The organism is Chitinimonas taiwanensis DSM 18899 (assembly GCF_900119825.1).
In the GTDB taxonomy this organism is placed as follows: domain Bacteria; phylum Pseudomonadota; class Gammaproteobacteria; order Burkholderiales; family Chitinimonadaceae; genus Chitinimonas; species Chitinimonas taiwanensis.
The window spans coordinates 1-20,679 of sequence record NZ_FPKR01000017.1; the positions used below are offsets into that span (position 1 = coordinate 1).

The window sequence follows — 20,679 nt, forward strand, 5'->3', positions numbered from 1 at the left end:
GGCTTTGGCCTCACGCTTGGCTATCGAAGGGTTCTTCCCCTCTTCGAGCTGCCGGTGAGCCTCTAGGGCCTTTTCTCGGGCCTCGGCGAGCGACACGACCGGATAGGCACCTAGCGTGAACTTCACCTGCTTGCCTTCGAAGCGACACCGAAAGAGCCAGCGTTTACCACCGGCAATCGTCACTTCGAGGAATAAGGCCCCACCATCGGAAAGCTGGTAGGGCTTGTCTTTGGGCTTAGCCTGGCGAACCGCCAGATCGGATAACGGCATGCTTGTGTACCAAGGTGTGTACCAAATTTTGGACCCATTCTAATTTGGTACACATTTTGGTACACAGAAACCGTGGATTTGGGCGCACATACCGGGACGTGCCAGGACAAGAAAAAACCCGCAAAGCTAGTAGCTATGCGGGTTTTTGGATGTCTTAGGATGCTCTAAGACTAATATGTGGTGCCCGGGGTCGGAATCGAACCGACACGCCTTGCGGCGGGGGATTTTGAGTCCCCTGCGTCTACCAGTTTCACCACCCGGGCTGAGTGAGGCGCGGATTATGCCGAGCCGAGCTCGGGTGGTCAATCACCTTGTTTGAGCTGTAAGGCACGTTCATACAGCGCATTGCGGTTGCCGCCGGTGATTTCGGCCGCCAGCTTGACGGCCTGCTTGACCGGCAGCTCGCGCACCAGCGGGGCCAGCACCGCATCGTGGCTGCTCGCTTCGTCCTGGGTCTGGGTCGGGGCGGCTTCCACCAGCACCACCAGCTCGCCGCGCTGCTGATTGCTGTCGGCCGCCACCCATTCGGCCAGCTCGCCCAGAGGGCCACGGCGTATGGTTTCGAAGGTCTTGGTCAGCTCGCGGCATACCACGGCAATGCGTTCGGGGCCAAATACGCTGGCCATATCGGCGATGCTGTCGGCGATGCGGTGCGGCGCTTCGAAAAAGGCAATCGTATGCGGCAGCTGCTTGAGTGCCTCCAGCTCCTTGCAGCGCGCGGTGGACTTGGGCTCCAGGAAGCCGTGGAACTGAAAGCGCGGCGAATTCATACCGGCTGCGGCCAGCGCAGCCAGCACGGCCGAGGCGCCCGGCACCGGCACGACGCGAAAGCCAGCCGCATGCACAGCCTGCACAAGACGCGCGCCGGGGTCGCTGACGGCCGGGGTGCCGGCGTCCGATACCTGGGCCACGGCCTCGCCAGCGCGCAGGCGTTCGATCAGCTTCTCGGCCGCTTCACGCTCGTTATGCTCGCGCAGCGACAGCATGCGGGTGTCGATGCCGAAGTGTTTAAGCAGCTGGCCGGTCACCCGCGTGTCCTCGGCGGCAATCACATCGGCCTGGGCCAGGACGGCGCGCGCGCGCGGGGTCAGGTCGGCCAAATTCCCGATGGGCGTGGCCACCACATATAATGCGGGTCGATCTATCAACCACGGCTCGCCATGCACGGTTTTATTCCTTCTCGTTGGACTGCTGTTTTTACGGCGGCGCTACTCTACCTTGGCCTGCCAGGTGCGGCCAGCGCCGAAGAGGCCGTCGAAGCTCTGCCCGAGGCGCATATCGCCTTGATCCTGCCCAGCAAGGCCAAGGCGATTGCCGGCCCGTCCGAGGCCGTGTGGCACGGTGCGCAAGCAGCCGAGCTGCGCCTGGGCGATGAGCTTACGCCCAAACTGCGCCTCTACCCCACGACCGAGCGCGATGAAGATGCGCTGCTGGCCTACCAGCAGGCGCTGAAGAATGGCGCGGTCGGCGTGATCGGCCCGCTGACCCGTGGGGGCATTGCCAAGCTGGTGGAATTCGGGTCGCCCGAGGTGCCGGTGCTGGCGCTGAACAGCCTGGATGGTCTCGGTCAGCGCAATAATCTGTACGGCCTGGGGCTGTCGATCGAGGCCGAGGTACGCCAGGTGGTGCGGCTGATGCGCACCGAGGGCGTGCGCAAACCGCTGGTGATCGAGAGCGATGGCGCGCTGACCAAGCGCATGCGCGAAGCCTTTAACGCCGAGTGGACGCGCAATGGCGATGCGCTGCCCATGGAGCTGAAGTTTGCCGATGCCAAGGATGGCCTGGCCAAGCTGAAGACCAGCGTGGACGCGCTGGCGCCCGATGCGATCTTCTTGGCGGCCGACCAGAAGAAGGCGCGCCTGATCCGCCCCTATCTGGGTGCGGACCGGCCCGTGTATGCCACCTCACAGGTATGGAGCGGCAAGTTCGGCCGGGTATCGGTGCTGAACAACGATCTGGCCGGCGTGCGCTTTGTCGATATGCCCTGGCTGCTTGATCCCTATCAGCACGATATCGCCAGCTTCAAGCGCAATGACAAACCCCTATCGCCCGACCTCGAGCGCCTGTATGCACTGGGGCTCGATGCCTACCGACTAAGCCTGATGCTGCTGGTGGCCGCACCCGGCGCCAGCATCGAGCTCGAGGGCGTCAGCGGCACCTTGCGTCTGGGTGAGGACGGCCAGTTCCAGCGCGATCTGCTGCGCGGCGATATCGGCGGCCAGCCGCGCACGCCCAAGCCGGAACCCGAACCGCTGCCGGCAGCCGATCCGGCCGGGCTGACGGTGACCACCCAGCCCGTTTCCTGAGCATGTCCCAGCACAAGGGTGCGGCGGCCGAACAGCAGGCGGCAGACTTCCTGGTTCAGCAAGGCGTCAGGATTCTTGCGCGAAACTGGCACTGCCGGCGCGGTGAAATCGACCTGATCGTCGATGACGCCGGCACTCTGGTGTTCGTGGAAGTCCGCAGCCGCGCCGCATCGCGTTTTGGCGATGCCGCCGCCAGCATTACCGCCAGCAAGCAGGCCAAGCTGGTGGCTGCTGCCCAGCACTACCTCGCCACATTGTCGCGCACCCCGCCCTGCCGCTTCGACGCGGTCTTGCTGGACGGGGCGGCGCCACCACGTTGGCTGAAGAACATCATCGAGAGTTGAGAACCGTTTCATGGATTTGATTGCCCGTATCAACCAGCACTTTCTGGACAGCATGCAGGCCCAGGAAGCTGCACGCGAACTGCTGGCCGCCCCGACTGCTGTGGCGGCCGAGCGGGTGGTGGCCGCCCTGATGGGCGACCACAAGATGCTGGCCTGCGGCAATGGCGCATCCGCTGCCGACGCCCAGCATTTCGCTGCCCGCATGGTCAGCCGTTTTGAGAAGGAGCGCCCCGGCCTGCCGGCCATTGCCCTGACTACCGATACCTCGGTGCTGAGCGCGATTGCCGACGACTACGATTTCGACCTGGTGTTTTCCAAGCAGGTGCGCGCGATTGGCCAGCCCGGCGATGTGCTGCTCGCCTTCTCGCCACTGGGCAATTCGGCCAATGTGATCGAGGCGATTTACGCCGCGCATGAAAGGCAGATGACGGTGATTGCGCTGACCGGCGCCGATGGCGGCAAGATCACTGAACTGCTGAGCGGCGACGATATCCAGCTGAATGTGCCGGCCACCCGCGCCGCGCGGATTCAGGAAGTCCACCTGCTGTTGATCCACAGCCTTTGCGATGCAATTGACTGCATCTTGTTAGACGGAGAGTGAGCCCATGTTCAAACGCCTGACCCATCTTAGCCTTGCCCTGATCGCCGCCAGCCAGCTGAGCGCCTGTTTCCCGCTGGTTGTGGCCGGCGTTGGCACCGGCGTGGCGGTAACCCAGGACAGGCGCAATTCGGCTGTGGTCTGGAATGACCAGCAGATCGAAACCGCCATCGCCAAGGAGGTGGACAATAAGTTCGGCGCGCACACCCATGTGAACATCACCGGCTACAACAAGGCGGTACTGCTAACCGGCGAGGTGCCGGATGCGGCCACCAAGGCCGCGGTCGAGGAACTGGCCCGCGCCGCCAAGGATGTGCGCCAGGTGCATAACGAACTGGCCATCATGCTGCCTTCCAGCACCGGCGCACGGGTCAGCGATAGCGGCCTGACCGCACGCGTGAAGGCGCGCATGGTGGAGGCGAACAAGTTCTCGCCCCTGCATGTGAAGGTGGTGTCGGAACGCAAGCAGGTCTATCTGCTGGGCCTGGTTACCCGCCAGGAAGGCAAGGATGCGGCCGAGATCGCCAGTCAGACCCAGGGTGCCGAAAAGGTGGTCGTGCTGTTCGAATACCTGGACTAAGTCGCGCCCTGCCCTGCTGGCCCCGCCCCACAACCCGCCCGCCAGGCGGGTTGTGCTTTTCTGAAGCAGGTAAACGCCAACCCTTCAGGCCGCGCGCAGCTTGCGCTGGGCCAGCATACCCACTTCCACCGCCACGATGGCCTTGGCCTGGTTCATATCATCGACATAGCCGATGCCGTACAGGCAGCAGGCCAGCTGGTTGACCAGCGGGGTGGGCAGCGGGATATCGCCGGCCAGCACCGCCTCGATCCAGCGCGCGGTGGCACTGGCATCCAGGCCGGCCGGCAGAGTGGGCGAAGGCGAGAAGGAACTGTTCTCGGCGCGGAACAGCATCTGCTGCTCACCATCGCAGACCAGGTCGATTTCCGGCCGGTGGCGCGGATCGGCAAACGGTTCGCCCTCCGTGCCCATCAGCAGCATGGCGCGGCGGCGGCGTTGCAGGCAGATCTGGCGGAAATGCTCGAGCCGGTCTGCATGGGTGGCACCGATCACGGTCAGCGTGCGCGCGTCGTCAAAAGGCTGCAGCAACTTGGCCACTTGGTGACCGAGATGGCGCACACCCAGCCGCGCACGCAGGGCCAACAGGCCGGCTAGACCGGGCGAGAAGGCACCCACGGGCAGAAAGGCCAGGCCATCGCGCGCCAGGGCCGCCTCGGCGCGTGCCAGGCTGGCGGTGGGCATGATGCCGAGTTCGCGCAGAATCATCGCGCTGGCCACCCGGCCATGGCCGTCCAGCTCGCCGTGGATCAGCACCGGAATATTGAAGCGGCGCAGCAGCAGCGCTAACAAGGGAGTCAGATTGGGGAAGTGGCGTGCGCCGCCGTAGGAAGGCAGCACCACAGCCGGCTGCGCGCCGCCCGCCAGCCGCAGGGTGCGGCTGGCCAGTGCCTCGGTCGCACCGTCCAGCTCGGCACTGCATTCGCCCTTCACGCGCAGGGCCAGCAGCAAGGCCCCCAGCTCCAGATCAGGAATACCGCCGTCCAGCATGGCGGCGAACAGCTCGCGCGCCTCGTCCTGGCTCAGATGGCGCGGATCGCTCGTGGCGATGGCCTTCAGCAGCCTTGTGTAACTCATGCCCAATCTCCTTGGTGTGGGTGGCGCGCAGATTGAGCAACGGCCGTGCCACAGCCAGCAAAGCCCGGCCGGCCGCCCTGTCCGATCCCGAAGCGGCTACGCCAGCAACGTGGCGCACCAGTTCGGCACAGCCGACCGCACAAGCTCAGGGCAGATAATCGACCAGCAGGCCGCTCGCGCGGCGCAGGCGTTGCGACAGGAGGCGGGCAATACGGCGCAGCAGCTTGAGGCCGATGACCGGCCTCTCGCGGCACAGGCGCTCGAAGGCATCGCGCGACAGCACGGCAATACTGCAGTCCTCGGCCGCGCTGAGCGTGGCCGAGCGCGGCTCGCCATCCAGCATGGCCATTTCGCCAAATACCTTGCCAGCCGCCATGCGGTATAGCGGCTTGCCGGCCGCATCCTCATTGCGCTTGGACACGATCAGCCGCCCTTCCAGCAGCATGCCCATATAGGCAGCCGGCTCGCCCTCGCGGAACAGCACATCGCCGCGGCCGAGCCGGTAGCCCCGCAGCAGCTCAAGCAGATAGGCGATCTCGTCGCCGTCTAGCTCGCTCAGCGCCTCGCTGGCCTCCAGCTGGCGGCGCAGCGCAGGCAGCCGGGCCAGCTCGAGCTGGGCGTATTTAAGTGACTGCAAGCTGGCATCGGGCAAAGGCATGGCGAACCTCGGGCTGTCGATGCTCTAATTGTAGGCAGCCAAAACTGGAGCCGGCCTTGTTCATTGATACCCACTGCCACCTGGATGCCCCCGAGTTCGACGCCGACCGCGCCGAGGTGGTCGCGCGTGCGCAGGCCCAGGGCGTGGCGCAGATCGTGGTACCCGGTATCAGCCTGCCCACCCTGGCCGGTACGCTAGCCATGCGCAGCCAATATGGCTGCCCGGTCGCACTGGGCCTGCACCCGATCTACGAGCGCACCCATCGCGACGAGCACCTGCTGGCGCTGCGAGAGGCGATTGCGCGCGAGCAGCCGGTGGCGGTGGGCGAAATCGGCCTCGACTTCTTCGTGCCTGGCCTTGATGCCCAGCGCCAGACCGAGCTGTTCGCCGCCCAGCTCAAGCTCGCGCGCGACTTTGATCTGCCCGTGCTGCTGCATGTGCGTAAATCGCAGGATCAGGTGCTCAAGCAGCTGCGTCGCTTTGGCGTGCGGCGCGGCATCGCGCATGCCTTCAATGGCAGCCCGCAACAGGCGGATGCCTATATCGCGCTTGGCTTCAAGCTGGGTTTTGGCGGCAATCTGACCTTCGAACGCGCGCTGAATATCCGCCGCCTGGCCGTCGATCTGCCGCTGGACAGCATCGTGCTGGAAACCGATGCGCCCGATATCTCGCCCGGCTGGGCCTATAAGCAGCGCAATGAACCGGCTTACCTCGCCGGCATCGCCGCCGAGCTGGCCGCGTTGCGCGGTATCTCCGTTACCGAGCTGGCCGTGCAGACCACGGCCAATGCACGCGCGGTACTGGGCTTAGCCGGCCCGACCTGAGCACGCACCGGTCATGCAAAAAGGGCGAGTCCAAGGACTCGCCCTTTTCCTTCAGCCCGTACTGCGGCTTACTGGATCACGCCATTGGGCAGGTTCGGGTATTCCTGCTTGATGGCGAAACGCTGGCTGCCCACCGTGACAATGTAGTTGGACGGCCCGCTGATTGGCAGGTAGTAGTTGAGGGTGATGTCGATGGACTGACCCGGCGCCAGGCTCTGCCATGCTGGCAGCTTGAACTGGGCGGTATGGAAGTCGCCCTTGAAGCCACCCACATTCGGCCCAGTATGCTCGGATGCCACCACCTTGAGCCCGGCACCCGATTGATCGGCCATATTGCTTGGCGCCGCCACCGGATACTGGAACTCGATCTGGGTGCCACCCGGGATGGTCGCGCTCGACTTATTGCTGATCTTCAGCTTGGGATTGATCGGGTAGTTCTGATCCCCAAGCTTGAAGTCCACCAGCTCGAACTGCAGGTCGATGGCCTGGCTGGGCATTGCCTGTTTGGCGCGTTTATTCCCATAGGCACTGGCCGACTTGAAGGCATTGTGCAGCGTGGTGGTCAGCGTCTGGCCGATGAAGTACTCGCCCTTGGCGCTGTCAAACGCATAGTCGCCCGCCAGCTCCCAGAACATCGCCCCACCTATGCCCTTGTCGACAATCCACTGTGCCTTGCGGGCAATCGACTGCTCGTCCTCGGTGGACAGGAAGACCTGCTTCTGGGCATTCCACAGCCACGGCGCCACCAGGGTGGCATCGTAATAGCGGCTGTAGCTGCCGGTCTGATCGGCGGCAGTCAGGCCATACTGGCCCAGATAACTGGCCTTGATGCCCTTCTCCAGGTTCTTGGCATGCCACATCGGATTGGAACCGGCGCCCATCTCGCGGCCCTGCTCGTCCTTGTCGTGCCAGAGATTATCAATGCCGGTGGCGCCGGTACCGCACTCGGTCAGGCCGGGACCGCACTGGCTGGACTTGGCCGAGGTACCCCACAGCCCGTTCGTGCCACCCGTCACACCCTTCCAGCCACGCGTGTAGTAAGGCACGCCCACATTGATACGCCCGGCCGGCAGTGCGCCACGCAGATAGTGGTAGGCCCAATCGGTGTTCAGATAGCCGATGCCGCCGTACTGGGCCGCGCCATACACGCCCCATTTGGCCAGCTCCGCATCCTTGCCGTCATCGAACAGTGCGGCATTCGGACCGACGAACTCGTTCCAGGCGCCGTGCAGGTCGTAGCTCATCACATTGACGAAGTCGAGGTATTGCACGGCCTGGAAGCTCTCCATGCCACGCAGTAGATAGCCGGATGAGGGCGAGGCAATCGTCAGCTGGTAGTACTTGCCATCAGCCACCGCTGCTTCGTCCAGCTTCTTGCGCAAGACCTTCATCAGCTCGCGGTAGGACGCCTGCAAGCCTTTCAAGCGCGGCTCGGAAACGCCCCAGTCGAGCGGATTGCCGGCCTTGGCCATGGTGGTCGGGTACTCGTAGTCGAGGTCGGCCCCATCGAAGTTGTACTTGCGCAGGAAGGCCACCACCGAATCGGCAAAGGTATTGATGCCAGCGGTGTTAATGCTGCCATCGGCATTGGTGGTCATCGTGTAGAAGCCACCCGAGGCCACGCGCTTGCCATCGGCACCGAAGAAGCCACCGGTCTCGGCCCAGCCGCCAATCGACACCAGGGTCTTCACACCCGGATGCAGCTTCTTGTACTTATTGAGCAGGTTCAGATGGCCCTTGTACGGCAGGCTGGCATCCATCTCGGCTCCGGCCACACCCGGCCATTCCATGCCGGTCGCCTCATTGCCAGCCACGCCCTCGTTCACCGATACCCTGTGGCTGGCATCGATATGCGCAAACGCGTAATTGATATGGGTGAGCTTGTCCCAGGGGATGTCCTTGGCCAGATAGCTGGGCTGGCCGTTCTTGCCGGTACGCCAGCTGGTGAAGTAGCCGATGATGCGGCGCTGATTGCCATTGGCCAGCAGCTCGCGCCCTTGCGCGTCATAAGCCAGGCAGTACGGCACATCGAGCTGCGCGACCTTGACCAGACCATCCGGGCGGCAGGCTTCATTGCCTGTGGGTGTTGGTGTTGGTGTTGGTGTTGGTGTTGGTGTTGGTGTTGGTGTTGGTGTTGGCGTTGGTGTTGGTGTTGGTGTTGGCGTTGGCGTTGGAGTTGGCGTTGGCGTTGGCGTTGGCGTTGGCGTCGGCGTCGGCGTCGGCGTCGGCGTCGGCGTGGTCGAGCATGCACCAATGTCCTTCCACGGCTGGCCTTCACCGGCATTGCTGGACGGCACATTGCCCTGGGTCCACCACTTGGCCTCGTAGTTGCGCCCCTCGTACGTCACCTTCTGCCCGCCCGTGTAAGCGGTCGCGCTGGCCCAGCTCACATAGCACAGGGTAGGTGTCGGTGTCGGTGTTGGCGTGGGTGTTGGCGTGGGTGTTGGCGAGGGTGTTGGTGTTGGCGTCGGAGTAGGTGTCGGCGTTGGAGTGGGTGTCGGGGTAGGCGTCGGCGTGGGGGTGCCCGTGCTGCTGCACGCACCCTGGTTGGACCACAAGGTAGGCGAGGCGGCCGGGTTCCAGTTCGCCCCCACATAGGCAGTATGGGTGACCAGCGCCTTGTAATTCGCGCTCTGGTAGGACGCGAGGCTATTGGCCGCGTAGCTATTGCCTTCGGCCCAGGCCACGGCGCAATCGGCAGCCAGCGCGCTGGGCGCATACAGCAGGCCGGCGGTGGCCAGGCTGATCGAGACGGTGCGCAGCGCGAAACGCCGGACCGGTGTGCAGCGGGTATGCATGGAAAGACTCTCCGTCTGACAGTGGAAATAAAGTGGACTTAAATATCCACACCATCGGCCTAGCCACCTCAGTCAGGCGGGGAAGAAAACAGCGCTCACAACCGCGATATCGACAGCAGGAACCAGCTAGGAGGTGGAGAGCATGCTAGTCAGGCGCAGCGTGCAGCGTCAATTGATTCAATAAAATCAATATCTTATTTTCCGACAGATTTCTGTAGTCGAAACAGCACTGACTACAGGTGTTGCATGGCAACATTCGCCAGGCCAGACAAGACCACAAGCTGACAAGAAGCTTTCTTGGCAGACCAGTGGTATTAGATCGACGTAGTTAGCACAGCAGTGCAGTGCCAGAATCCACATGAAGAGCAGATGACAAATTCATGTATTCCATAGGCATTTCTGCTGGTAAGCCGAAAGGGCAAGCTGTGCTGGCCAGCAAGTTGTCTTGTCGACTCACGGCCTGCATGGACCAGGGAAAATGCTGGCCTGCACAAGGTGATGCCCAAACCAAGCGCCAAGACACCCCAGAACGGGCCTGGCTCAGGTAGTCGCGCCAATATGACATTGAGCTACTACCTGTTTTTGCAGTGGAATCGGGCAGAAATGGCGATGGTTATCTGTTGAATTTGCAACAGCGCGCTGCGCAATCTGCGGCGAGATCAGCAGCCCAGCGCCCCGATGAGGCGAGAAAAAGCCGGCCTGAGGCCGGCTGGATCGGGGTAAAGCAGGCAGGCTAGGCCCTAGGCTTGATCCGCCGCCAGCGCATCGTCGTGCAGAGCAGCCAGGCAGACACTGCGCACGGTGTCGCGCAGCCAGCGGTGCGCGGGGTCGGCCTGCTGGCGTGGGTGCCAGAGCAGGGACACGGTGATCTCGGGCATGGCAAATGGCAGCGCGAAGCTGAACAGGCCCTCGCGCAAGCGCCCGGTGTGGCGCGCCGGTACGCTGGCCACCAGATCGGTGCTACGCGCCAGCGCCAGGGCGGCGGAAAAACCGCCCACCAGGGTGACGATATTGCGCTGCAGGCCCAGCGCCGCTAGCGACTCGTCCAGCGGCCCGCTGGCCAGCCCGCGCCGCGAGACGCTGACATGGCGTGCAGCCGCATAGCGCGCGGCACTCAACTCACCCTGCGCGAGTGGATGCGCGCTATGCACCACGCCCACGAAATGGTCGCGCATCAAGGCCTGCACGCGCAGCTCGGGCCCGGCCGATTCGCCCACTACGCCGGTTTCCAGGTCCACACTGCCATCGCGCAGCCAGCGGCTGTCCTTATCGAGCTTGGGCAGGAAGTAGAGGCGCACACCGGGCGCCTGGGCGGCGATATGTGCGATCAGGGCTGGCGCGAAGTTCTCCACGAAGCCATCGCTGCAGCGCAGGGTGAAGGTGCGCTGCAGCTCGGCCAGATCGGGCGCCTGCTCCGGGCGCAGCACGGCTTGCGCATCCAGCACCAGTTGGCTGACCTGCTCGCGCAGCGCCAATGCACGCGGCGTGGGCACCAGGCCGCGGCCGGCACGCACCAGCAGCGGGTCGCCCATGGTTTCGCGCAGGCGCGCCAGAGCGCGGCTCATGGCCGAGGTGCTTAGCCGCAGCCGCTTGGCCGCGCGCGCCACGCTGCCCTCGGCCAGCAGCACATCCAGGGTCAGCAGTAGGTTCAGATCAGGTGTACTCATGCCGGGACGATAGCTTAGAACACGCATGCATGGCGTTTCATGCAGCAATAAAGTGCAAATGCTGCGCCTTCCGCCCTATCAGGTGGCGGCATAGGCTGGGTGCCGATATCTGCCCCGCGAAAAGGAAGCGCCCATGCCCCCCTCACCACCCCCCAGCACCACCGCCCAGGTACAGCCGGCGCCTACCAAGTCCGGCATGGCCTTGCTCAGCCTGGCGCTGGCCGTGCTGCTGTCCTCGCTCGGCACCAGCATCGCCCATGTCGGCCTGCCCACCCTGCTCATGGTCTTCAAGGCCAGCTTCGCTGAGGTGCAATGGGTGGTACTCGCCTATCTGCTGGCTGTCACCAGCCTGATTGTCGGCGCGGGCTGGCTGGGTGATCGGCTCGGGCGGCGGCGCCTGATGCTGGCCGGCCTCGCCCTGTTCACCCTGGCTTCGGCAGCCTGCGCGGCCGCCCCCAGCCTAGGATGGCTGATTGCCGCACGCGCCGTGCAGGGCAGCGCGGCTGCCGTACTGCTCGCGCTCAGCATGGCCCTGGTCGGCGATAGTGTGACCAAGGCCAGGCAGGGCAGCGCGATGGGCCTGCTCGGCTCGGTTTCCGCCCTGGGTACGGCGCTCGGCCCATCGCTGGGCGGCGTGCTGATTGCCCAGCTGGGCTGGCCGGCGCTGTTCCTGCTCAATCTGCCACTCGGTGTCTTGGCCCTGCTGCTCGCCTACCAGGCGCTGCCGCCCGACCCAGTGCCGGCCGCCGCGCCCGCCCGCTTCGACTATGCGGGCCTGCTATGGCTAAGCGCCACCTTGGCCGCCTATGCCTTGGGCATGAGCTGGGGTGGCAGCCAGTTCGGCCTGTGCAATCTGGCTTTGCTGCTACTCGGCGCACTCGGCTTGCTGGCCTTGCTGCGTGTGGAGGCGCGTGCCGCCGCGCCGCTGCTTGCGCTCGATAGCCTGCGCGAACCGGGCCTGGCTAGCGGCCTGGCCACCAGCCTGCTAGTCGCCAGCGTGTTGATGAGTACCCTGGTGGTCGGGCCGTTTTACCTGAGCCATACGCTGGGCCTTGATGCCGGCCAGCTTGGCCTCGCCATGGCGCTCGGCCCAGCGGGCGCCGCCCTGGCGGGCTTCCCGGCCGGCCGGCTAGTGGATCGCCTGGGGGCAGCGCGCCTCAGCCGTCTTGGCCTGCTCGGCATCGGCGCCGGCTGCGTACTGCTCAGCCTATTGCCCAGTGCGCTGGGTTTGCCCGCCTATCTGGCGCCGCTGCTGCTGATCACCGTCAGCTATGCGCTGTTTCAGGCCGCCAACAATACCCGCGTGATGGCTGGCGTGAGTGCCGCCCAGCGCGGCAAGACGGCCGGCATGCTCAATCTGGCCCGCAACCTGGGCCTGATCAGCGGCACCGCGCTGATGGGCACGGTGTTCGTACGCGCCCTGCCCGGCGCCGATCTCGCCAGCGCCACGCCCACCGAGGTTGCCGCGGCCATGCAGCTGAGTTTTGTGCTGGCTAGCGTTTTGATAGCGCTGGCCTGGTGGATGGACAGCATGGGGCGCCGGCAGCAGACGCGGCCGAGTGCGCGGGCGGATGCAACGCCGTAGACGCAGCACGCGGCTCAACTGGCCTTAAGCCGCGGCGCTCGGCGCCTGGCTGTCAGGATAGGGGCGCGCGCTGGGTCGGAACGCATAGCCAGGGCCGGGCACCCAGTACGCAAACGGACCGCCGTCGTGCGTGATGTGCAGTGTGCCGCCCAGACTGGCCTCCACCTGCTGCGCCAGGGTCTCAAGATCGGCAATCTGGCTGAATACAGCCTGCTGGCGCACGGTGGCGCGGTGATAGCTAAGGACATTGGCCTGGACGACGGCCTCGAAGCGCTGCGGCGCGACCTTGCCCATGCGCCACAATTGAAGGTGCAGATCATCTCCGTAACTGAGCACCTTCCAGGCCAGCTCATCGATCATCAGAAACTGCAGGGTATCGGCAGGTGCGGCGCAGTCCACTTGCTTGCTCCGATGAAAATTACTGTGTGTATTGAGCTGAAAAAGCAGCAGGGTGCAGGTCATGATCGGGGACGTAGGCTGGGTTGAGGGTAGGCCGCAAGCTGCATAGCAACGCGGCTGGGCAGGCTTCTACCATGCAGGCGCTGCGCCCGGCATCCTCAACTTGGGTGAGTCGTGCCGCTCAGCGCGACGCAGGGCCAAACGGCTCGGTGGCCGTGCCTTGATGAAAGCGCAGCAACCAACCGGCCGCGCCGCGCTGCCAAAGCGAGCTGCGGTTGGTATGCCGGCTCAGCATGCCGTCAGCATCAAGATGGGCGGAGCGATAGGTGAGCAGGGCGATATCCTCGGCCAGCTGCGCCAGCACGAAGTCCTGCGTCCAGATGTGCGGCTGCGCCTCCGCGCCGGCCTCGGCCAGCCAGGCACAAATGCTTGCGCGGTCATAGCAGCGCCCCGAGCGGCCGAATTCGCGGAAATCCGCATGCAGCAAGGCCGCCATACTGGCGGGATCGCTACGCCGCTGCGGCTGCTGCAGGGCCAGTTCCAGTTCACGCAGCGTGTCGAGCAAGGGGTGAGTGTGCATAGCGTGGGCTCCAGATCACATCGCGTAAGGCGCGCTCAGCCGCTCGTTCGGCGCGCAATCGAGCACGGCCATCATCTCGCCGTCCGCATCGATACCGAGCTCGCGAAAGCCGAAGCTGGCATAAAAGCGCTGTGCGGCGGTGTTGTCTGGCCAGTAGGAAATCAGGATACGCACCACATCGGCATGACCACGGATCTCAGCCAGCAGACAGTGCAGCGCCTGACGCCCATAGCCCTTGCCCTGCTGCTCGGCGGCAATCATGAAGCGCCAGATCGCATACTCACCCTGCTCGGCCGAGGGCTCGGGACAGACATACATCATGAAGCCCACCGGCTGCGCATCGGCATACACGGCACGGGTAATCAGGCAGGGGTTGAAGCTGGCCTCGGCAATCGAATAGCTATTGCTGGCCAGGAAGTTGCGCTGCTGCGCATGCACGCGCAGATCGGCAATCGCCTCGAAATTGTCGCGGGTGATGGGGCGAAGGGTAATACGCATAAGCACCTTGGAGGGGGAACGGCCTGAGCAGGCGCACCAGAGCAGAACAGGCAAATGTCCATATAAAACAACCCATTTGCGCCATTTCATCAACAATACTGCTCAGGAACGTTTTCTCGACTGACGGCGTGTAGGCAAAGTTGTAAGCAATAGATGAGCGCCAACTACGAGCAAGGGCAAACCCAATATCAGCATAACGATAGGCGCCGCCCACATTTCGCCAAACAGATTGACGCGAATATGCTCAGGAGCCCGGCCCGGCTGCTGTTGAAAGAGAATTTCCACCGTGTATTGTTTGGACAGACTTGAGCTCGCAGAGCTTGCCTCCAGCACTTTGCCATTTATATCCTTGAATTCAATCATGTATGAGCAATCCTGCTTACGGCACGATTCACCCACGATATTGCCGTTTACCCGGTGGCCAGTTAATAAGAGGCCGGCATGAATACAGAACATATACAGGCTGCCGATAACCAATAACAAACCGACACCCAACCAGAATGAACAAATCCCAACGGCCAATTTATCCGCCCGCCTCGTATATTTTCGGATATTCATTGCTTTGCGCTGAATGGACAGCACCGCCTTATCGAACATTACCACTCCATTTTTAATGCATGCTTGCAAATAGGAAAGTAGTCTCAACCCAATTCACATCGATACAATCCTGCTTGAATCTATAAATCCGGATAAGGTCATCCATCTTAGCGGCTTTGACTGCTGATTCGTATCGCCAAACAATGCGGGGTGGCAGCGTGCCAGCACTACACCCCATGGTAAGTGCTGTAGAAACTCGAGAAATCGTTGTCCCAGCGGAAGTTGGTGAAGGATAGGGTGATGCTCACATCGAGCGCTTCTACATAGTGCCAGCAGCCCACGGGCAGGAAGAGGATTTCGCCTGGGGCCAGCACCACGTCCAGCCATTGCGCATGCGCGGCCTTGGGGAAGCGTTGCAGGTCGAGCGCGCTGGCGTCGAGCTGGCTGTAGCAGTGCAGATCGTTATACAGCTGACCAAGTTCCACAGCCGGCACCAGGCGCACCAATTTGCGGCCGCGCAGCTGGGCCATGAAGTTATTGGTCAGATCGTGGTGCAGCGGGGTCTTGGTGCCGGCCGGACCAAACCAGAGAAAGCCCTGCCCGGTCTGGCCGTCCAGATAGTCTGCCAAGGGGCCGATGTCGTCCCATAGCTCGTGCAGCGCCTGGCGGTTCTGCGAGCTATTGTTGGCGGTCATATAGAAGTCATTGCTCTGCGGCTGGGCCTCGATCAGCGCCAGATAATCGCCAAAGCGCATCGTGCGGCGCAGCTGCGGCTGGTTGACCTCGTAATTGGCATCCTGGCTGCGCCCGAACTGCACCTCCACCTCGCGCTCGGCCCAGCGGCGCAGATAGTCGTTATGCCAGCCGTGCAGGGCCGGCCAGTCGTCCAGCATGCCGGTCAGGATCACTGGGCGGTTCAGGGCGTAATACTCGCGGAAGAACAGCTCGCCGCTCAGCTGGTGGCGGCGCGGCACCTCGGCCATGCGCGGGTCGAGCCGGTTCAGCTTGCGGTAGATATCGAGCGGCCAGGCCTGCTTCTTCAGCCGACTTTGCAGGCGCGCGGCACCGGCCAGATAGGGGCTTTGCTGGGCAGCGGCCAGCTCGCGCTGCGCCTCGTCCGCCGCAATGCCATTGGCCAGCATGGCCTGCAGGATGCTGTGCGGGTCGCCGTCCAGCAAGAGGTTCTCGGCAATCCAGCGGCGCCACTCATGGTCGATCTGCTGCGTCTGCATGCTGCCCTCCTCCAGGCTCATTGTTGCGATATCAGGCGCCGTAACGGCGCTCACGCATCCACTTGGTCATGATCCATTTCTCGCCCGCTTCCACCGGCGCGCCCCCATGCAGGCTCAGCGGGTCGAGCTGACCCTGGCCGTTCGCATAGCGGAAGTAGACCGCACTGCCCTGACGCGGGCTCACGCTCAGCCCGGCATCGGGGAAGATGGTCGCGCCGCCCTCGGCCACCGTATTCAGGTAAATGACCAGGGTGGCCACGCGCTGGCCGCCCTGGGCGATGTGCTTGGCGCTGCCCGGATCATCGGGTGGGAAATAGTCGAAATGCGGCCGATACTCGCCCCCCACGCCATAGCGCAGAATCTGCAGGCCCTCGCCGTTTTCCAGCGGCCAGCCCATCAGGCGGGCGATGCGGGCATCGAGGCGGGCAATGAACTCGTCCTCGCACAGGGCAAAGAAGGTGCCCTCGCTGCTGCGCTGGGCAATCACCTGCTCGGCGCCGCTGCTTGGGTCCACCGTGGTGGAGCGGCGCAGCTTGGCCTGCGAGCGGGCGATCACCTCGGCGCACTCCTCGGTGCTCAGCACATCGTCCAGCACCAGCACCTGCGGCTGCTCGCAGCGCATGGCCACCGTGGCCACGCGGTCGCCGCCATCCAGCCGGTTGCCGAGCGGCATCGGCCAGGCATCGTAGACATAGCTGCCCTTGGTCTGGGCGGCGGGGGGGGCCACCACGGCCGACTGGCCGGCACGGAACAGCCGTACCAGCGCGCCGGCTTCCAGCGCATCGAAACCGGCCTGCACCATGGCGCTGACCATGGATTCGCTCGAGCAGCCGCGCTGCTGGTTTTCCGTCAGCCAGGCCTGCCATTCGGCCGTCAGTTCGGGCATTGCTGTCTCCTAGAAGGCAAGGTTGCAAAAGTGGCCGCAGCCTGCCGGCTTACGGCGCCGTTTTCAAGCCGCAGCCGCGCCTCAGCGCCCCAGACCACGGCTACTGGGCCAGGCGGCAAAGCGCCAGGCCTGGTAGGTGCGCTGGTCAGCAAAGCCGCGATAAGGCGGGCGAAAGCCGGCCTGCTTAAGCGGGCGCGCCAGCGACTTGCTGTACACACCGAGAAAGCCGCCGCCCGGCGCATCGATATAGGCCCAGTCCAGCCCCGTGATCGGGTCGCGATAGGCGCGACGCAGATGGCGGCGTAGCACCGTGCCGCGCTCGTCCTGCACCAGCTCGGCCAGGCTTTTTGGGTAGCGCGGCTGGCCTTCCTGGGTGGCGGCTACATAGGAAGCCACCGCGCGGCGTATCTCATCGCCCTGCTGCAATAGCACCGCCTCGCGCGCGCGGCGCTGCTGGCTGGACCACACCTCGCCCACCTTGGCCAGATAGATGCCCAGCAGCAGCACGGCCAGCAGCGCAAACGCATAGCCATAGCCACGCTGGCCGGCCAAGCCAGGCGGGCACGCCCTGGGCCTACCACTGCGCATAGTCACTGCCATCGCTGCCCTGCCCGGCCGCGCCGCTGTGCACATCAAACACGCCGGCCTGGTTGGCCGGCGCCTGAATACGCCAGCTATCGCGCCGCCCGGTGATCGGGTCGAGCGGCACCTCGCGCAGATATTGCTGGCTGGCCAGCTCGTCCAGGCTGGACGGGTAGCGGCCCAGATCGCCGTGGAACTTGTCGATGGCATCGCGCATGGCCAGCAGATTGTGGCGCAGCACGGTTTCATGGGCGCGCTCGGTCTGCTTGAAATAGCGCGGCACCACCAGGGTGAGCAGGGCCGCCATGATGGCCAGCACCACCAGGAGCTCGATCAGGGTGAAGCCGGCCCAGCGGGCGCGGCGCTTACCAGTCGCGATAGGGCTGACCATTGCTGCCCACTCCCTCACTGAGCGAATACACATCGAACACATCGGCACCCTCGCGCGGTTCCTGCGGCGGGCTGGCATAGCTGCGCCGGCCCCAGGTATCGGCCGCGCTACGGGCCGGGCAGTCGCACAGCGGGTCGCGCGGAATGCGGCGCAGGAAATAGATGCGCGCACCGAGCGGGTCCTTGAGGTCTTTCTCGCCATCCACCAGGGCGGCCAGCGTGGGCGGATAGCCACTATCACCAAGGCGACGCGCGATGCGTCCCTCGTCCACCGCCTGCTTATACGCATCGATGCCCTGGCGCAGCTGGACTAGCGCCTGCTGCAGCGCGCGCTCGCGTTCGCGCTGCTTGCTCAGCTGGGTCAGCGGCAGCGCCACCGTGGCCAGGATGGCCAAGAGGGTCAGGCTGACCATCAGCTCGATTAGGGTGAAACCGCGTGCCGGGCGCGTCGACATCCTGCCCTCCCGTCTAGCCGCGCCGCCCGGCGCCAATTGGGGTATCGACGGGCGCCGGGCTGGCGGGCTGCGGCGCCGCCTCGGCACCGGGCAGCTGCGGGGCGATCTGGATGCCGGGGCGCAGGCGCAGCGGCTCGCTGCCCATGCGGCTTTCGCTGCCGCTGTCGAACTGGGTGATATAGGGCGCCGGCACGGGCAGATTGCGCACGATGCGCGGCGTGACCAGCAGGATCACCTCGGTACGCTCAGCGCTATTGCGCCGGCTGCCGAACAGGCGGTCGAGTATCGGCAATTCACCCAGGCCGGGCAGCGCATTGCGCTGGTCCTGCTCGGTCTGGCTGATCAAGCCGGCCAGCATCTGGGTCTCGCCATCGCGCAGGGTCAGCGTGGTCTCGGCATGCCGGCTGCCGACCTTGTAGGCAACCAGGCCAGTCTTGGTCTGGATCTGGTCGACGATATTCGACACCTCGAGGCTGAGCTTGACCGCCACCTCCTCGTCCGGATTCACATTCGGCTCCACATTCAGCGACAGGCCCACATCGAGCAGCGAGATCGACTCACTAACCACCCCATTCGCATTCACCGTGGTGACGATGGGCACCCGGTCGCCGATATGGATCTTGGCCTTCTCGCGGTTGCGCACGCGGATCTGCGGATTGGCCAGCACCTGGGTATTGCCCTTGCGGTGCAGCAGGTTCAGCACCGCGGTCGGGCTGCCAAAGCCAAACTGGACATTATTCTTGTTGAGGTTTTCCAGCTCGGACAGCTTGATCACGCCGGGTGTGCCGTCGCCCGTGCCGGGGCGCGAATAGGGCAAGGAACCGGTCACCGACACGCCCACGCTGTCCGGATAGCGTATGCCCAGGTCGAGCAGATCGTTGCGGTTCACCTCCAGCACTTCCAGCGCCAGCACCACCTCGGACTGCGGCAGGTCCTGGGCGCTGACCAGGCGTTCGGCCACCTCTATCACCTCGGGCGTGTCGCGCATGATCAGCAGGCTGAGCCGCTCGTCGATATAGGCGTCACGCGTCTTCACCATCTGCTTGAGCATGGCCAGCACCTGCTTGGGGTCGGCATTGGCCAGGTAGAACACCCGCATCACCAGGTCCTGGTAGTCGCGGTCCTTCTCCACCCGCTTCGGATAGATCAACAGGCTGTTCTCGGACAGCACCTTGCGTTCCAGCTGGTTGGTGGTGAGGATCAGGTTCAGCACATCCTCCACCGTGCCGTCCTGCACATACAGCGTGGTGCGCAGCCCCTGAGGCACATCGCGGTCGAACACGAAGTTGATCTTGCCGATGCGCGAGATCAGGTCGAACACGCTGGCAATCGGCTGGTCACGAAACTGCAGCGAGATCGGCGCCTTGAGCGCCTTCGCCAGGCGCGGGCGCAGGCTGGCTTCGCGTGCCTTGCGGTTCTCCAGCTCGTCGCGCAGGCGCAGCGCCTGGGCCTGGCGCGGCTGCTCGGCCAGCACCTGGCGCACGATGCCGAGCGCCTCCTCCGGCTTGCTCACTTTCTGCTGATAGGCATAGGCGAGCATGGCATCGATGCGCCGTGCGTTTTCCAGCAGCTTGAGGCCGGCCAGCGCACGCTGATTATTCGCCTCCCACAGCAGCATGGCCTGAAAACCCGCCGTGGCCCCCACATAGTCACCACGTTGGCGCGCCGCCTCGGCATCGCGGTACAGCTCGGCCAGGCGCAGATCGAGCTGGCGACGCGCGGCGGCCTTCAGCGCCACATTGCCCGGGTCCTGCTGGCTCTGTTCCTGCAGATGACGCAGGCCGGCATCCACCTCGCCGCGCGCAATCATCGCCTCGCCCTCGCGCAGCGCGCGCTGGCTGGCGCAGCCCAGCAGGGCCAGGCTGGCGGCCAGGGCAATCAGGACTTGCGGTTTCTGCCAGAACACAAAAGCTCCTTACCAGGAAAGGGTTTGCCGCGTATTGAGCGGCAGATAGGTGAATACCAGCCGGCCCGGCTCGATGGCCTCCAGCCGGTAACGCTCGCCCAGCAGCCCGCCCGGATGCACATGGCCGAATACCTGGCAGCGCTCGCACACCACCAGCTGCACGCCGCCCATGCCCAAGGCCAGATAGCGGCCGCTCGCGTCCTGCCAGACCATGTCCACGCTGAAGGGCAAGGGCGGCGCCACCGCGGCCGGCGGCGCGCTGGGCGGTGGGGGCGGCGGCAACCAGCTTTGGCTGGCAAACAGATCGACCTCGGCCGATGCATGGGCAGCGCTGGCCCGCTTGGCCGTGGGCGCAGACGATGGCTCGGGCAGCGGCGCGGCGGCGGCAAGGCTGGCATCTACGCGGCGCGGCCGCTCGCTCGGCGGCGCGGCGGCCGGCTCCTCCTCCAGAGCCAGGTAGAGGCTCAGGCCTACCGTGAGCAAAAGGGCGATGCGCAGCAAGGGGCTCAT

Annotated in this window: 23 protein-coding genes and 1 tRNA gene; 6 read left to right on the forward strand and 18 right to left on the reverse strand. The window is 64.5% G+C overall.

Features of this window, described 5'->3' with window-relative positions:
- From BT173_RS17975 to rsmI, 3 genes are all read right to left on the reverse strand, one after another.
- The coding region (locus BT173_RS17975) for an Arm DNA-binding domain-containing protein (RefSeq protein ID WP_139256221.1) at positions 1-270 on the reverse strand (270 nt) is incomplete at its 3' end.
- A gap of 178 nt (positions 271-448) precedes the next feature.
- Positions 449-533 (reverse strand) — tRNA-Leu (locus BT173_RS17980).
- 39 nt (positions 534-572) lie between these two features.
- On the reverse strand, positions 573-1,391 hold the full coding sequence (gene rsmI, locus BT173_RS17985) for a 16S rRNA (cytidine(1402)-2'-O)-methyltransferase (RefSeq protein WP_245794203.1): 819 nt from the start codon (positions 1,389-1,391) through the stop codon (positions 573-575).
- 39 nt (positions 1,392-1,430) lie between these two features.
- On the opposite strand from rsmI, the gene BT173_RS17990 reads away from it, so the two are divergent.
- The 4 genes from BT173_RS17990 to BT173_RS18005 are packed head-to-tail and all read left to right on the forward strand — an operon-like array spanning position 1,431 to position 4,098.
- Entirely contained in the window at positions 1,431-2,576 is a 1,146-nt protein-coding gene (locus BT173_RS17990; RefSeq protein ID WP_072430067.1) for a penicillin-binding protein activator, read from the forward strand.
- A 2-nt stretch (positions 2,577-2,578) separates the two neighbouring features.
- Positions 2,579-2,920: a YraN family protein gene (locus tag BT173_RS17995; protein WP_072430068.1), complete on the forward strand. Its 342-nt coding sequence runs from the start codon at positions 2,579-2,581 to the stop codon at positions 2,918-2,920.
- 10 nt (positions 2,921-2,930) lie between these two features.
- Positions 2,931-3,521 carry a phosphoheptose isomerase gene (locus tag BT173_RS18000; RefSeq protein ID WP_072430069.1) on the forward strand — a complete coding sequence of 197 codons (591 nt, stop codon included), beginning with the start codon at positions 2,931-2,933 and terminating at the stop codon, positions 3,519-3,521.
- A 4-nt stretch (positions 3,522-3,525) separates the two neighbouring features.
- Positions 3,526-4,098, forward strand: a complete 573-nt coding sequence (locus BT173_RS18005; protein WP_072430070.1) for a BON domain-containing protein — start codon at positions 3,526-3,528, stop codon at positions 4,096-4,098.
- Between the two features lie 84 nt (positions 4,099-4,182).
- On the opposite strand, the gene ybiB is transcribed toward BT173_RS18005, so the two are convergent.
- Both ybiB and BT173_RS18015 read right to left on the reverse strand, forming a co-directional pair.
- Complete coding sequence (gene ybiB / locus BT173_RS18010) at positions 4,183-5,172, reverse strand: DNA-binding protein YbiB (protein ID WP_072430071.1); 990 nt, start codon at positions 5,170-5,172, stop codon at positions 4,183-4,185.
- A gap of 145 nt (positions 5,173-5,317) precedes the next feature.
- Positions 5,318-5,830, reverse strand: a complete 513-nt coding sequence (locus BT173_RS18015) for a Crp/Fnr family transcriptional regulator (protein ID WP_072430072.1) — start codon at positions 5,828-5,830, stop codon at positions 5,318-5,320.
- 56 nt (positions 5,831-5,886) lie between these two features.
- Between BT173_RS18015 and BT173_RS18020 the strand changes: the two genes are divergently transcribed.
- The gene (locus BT173_RS18020) at positions 5,887-6,654 is read left to right on the forward strand and encodes a TatD family hydrolase (RefSeq protein ID WP_072430073.1); all 768 of its coding nucleotides are present in this window, start codon (positions 5,887-5,889) and stop codon (positions 6,652-6,654) included.
- Positions 6,655-6,722: 68 nt separating this feature from the next.
- Here the strand turns inward: BT173_RS18020 and BT173_RS18025 are convergent, their stop codons facing one another.
- Both BT173_RS18025 and BT173_RS18040 read right to left on the reverse strand, forming a co-directional pair.
- The gene (locus BT173_RS18025) at positions 6,723-9,452 is read right to left on the reverse strand and encodes a chitinase C-terminal domain-containing protein (protein ID WP_139256222.1); all 2,730 of its coding nucleotides are present in this window, start codon (positions 9,450-9,452) and stop codon (positions 6,723-6,725) included.
- A gap of 740 nt (positions 9,453-10,192) precedes the next feature.
- A complete protein-coding gene (locus BT173_RS18040; RefSeq protein ID WP_308417595.1) occupies positions 10,193-11,146 on the reverse strand; it encodes a LysR family transcriptional regulator in 954 nt (317 codons plus the stop codon).
- A gap of 106 nt (positions 11,147-11,252) precedes the next feature.
- Here BT173_RS18040 and BT173_RS18045 point away from each other — a divergent pair, with 106 nt between their 5' ends.
- On the forward strand, positions 11,253-12,704 hold the full coding sequence (locus tag BT173_RS18045; RefSeq protein WP_072430075.1) for an MFS transporter: 1,452 nt from the start codon (positions 11,253-11,255) through the stop codon (positions 12,702-12,704).
- A 24-nt stretch (positions 12,705-12,728) separates the two neighbouring features.
- On the opposite strand, the gene BT173_RS18050 is transcribed toward BT173_RS18045, so the two are convergent.
- From BT173_RS18050 to BT173_RS18100, 11 genes are all read right to left on the reverse strand, one after another.
- Positions 12,729-13,064, reverse strand: coding sequence for a hypothetical protein (locus tag BT173_RS18050; protein WP_139256223.1), 336 nt, complete (start codon positions 13,062-13,064; stop codon positions 12,729-12,731).
- Positions 13,065-13,284: 220 nt separating this feature from the next.
- Positions 13,285-13,683: a nuclear transport factor 2 family protein gene (locus BT173_RS18055; RefSeq protein ID WP_072430077.1), complete on the reverse strand. Its 399-nt coding sequence runs from the start codon at positions 13,681-13,683 to the stop codon at positions 13,285-13,287.
- A gap of 15 nt (positions 13,684-13,698) precedes the next feature.
- Positions 13,699-14,181, reverse strand: a complete 483-nt coding sequence (locus BT173_RS18060; RefSeq protein WP_072430078.1) for a GNAT family N-acetyltransferase — start codon at positions 14,179-14,181, stop codon at positions 13,699-13,701.
- Between the two features lie 102 nt (positions 14,182-14,283).
- Positions 14,284-14,778 (reverse strand): hypothetical protein, encoded by a 495-nt coding sequence (locus BT173_RS18065; RefSeq protein WP_072430079.1) that lies wholly within the window; start codon positions 14,776-14,778, stop codon positions 14,284-14,286.
- Positions 14,779-14,945: 167 nt separating this feature from the next.
- Positions 14,946-15,950, reverse strand: a complete 1,005-nt coding sequence (locus tag BT173_RS18070) for a cupin-like domain-containing protein (RefSeq protein ID WP_072430128.1) — start codon at positions 15,948-15,950, stop codon at positions 14,946-14,948.
- A 31-nt stretch (positions 15,951-15,981) separates the two neighbouring features.
- Positions 15,982-16,836 carry a 2OG-Fe(II) oxygenase gene (locus BT173_RS18075; RefSeq protein ID WP_072430080.1) on the reverse strand — a complete coding sequence of 285 codons (855 nt, stop codon included), beginning with the start codon at positions 16,834-16,836 and terminating at the stop codon, positions 15,982-15,984.
- A gap of 81 nt (positions 16,837-16,917) precedes the next feature.
- Positions 16,918-17,388: a type II secretion system protein gene (locus BT173_RS18080; RefSeq protein ID WP_217651510.1), complete on the reverse strand. Its 471-nt coding sequence runs from the start codon at positions 17,386-17,388 to the stop codon at positions 16,918-16,920.
- 22 nt (positions 17,389-17,410) lie between these two features.
- Positions 17,411-17,809: a type II secretion system protein gene (locus BT173_RS18085; RefSeq protein WP_072430082.1), complete on the reverse strand. Its 399-nt coding sequence runs from the start codon at positions 17,807-17,809 to the stop codon at positions 17,411-17,413.
- The gene (locus BT173_RS18090) at positions 17,784-18,263 is read right to left on the reverse strand and encodes a type II secretion system protein (protein WP_072430083.1); all 480 of its coding nucleotides are present in this window, start codon (positions 18,261-18,263) and stop codon (positions 17,784-17,786) included. Before BT173_RS18090 ends, BT173_RS18085 begins: the two co-directional genes overlap by 26 nt.
- Positions 18,264-18,276: 13 nt before the next feature.
- Positions 18,277-20,169 carry a secretin GspD/PilQ domain-containing protein gene (locus BT173_RS18095; RefSeq protein ID WP_072430084.1) on the reverse strand — a complete coding sequence of 631 codons (1,893 nt, stop codon included), beginning with the start codon at positions 20,167-20,169 and terminating at the stop codon, positions 18,277-18,279.
- A gap of 9 nt (positions 20,170-20,178) precedes the next feature.
- A complete protein-coding gene (locus BT173_RS18100; RefSeq protein WP_072430085.1) occupies positions 20,179-20,679 on the reverse strand; it encodes a hypothetical protein in 501 nt (166 codons plus the stop codon).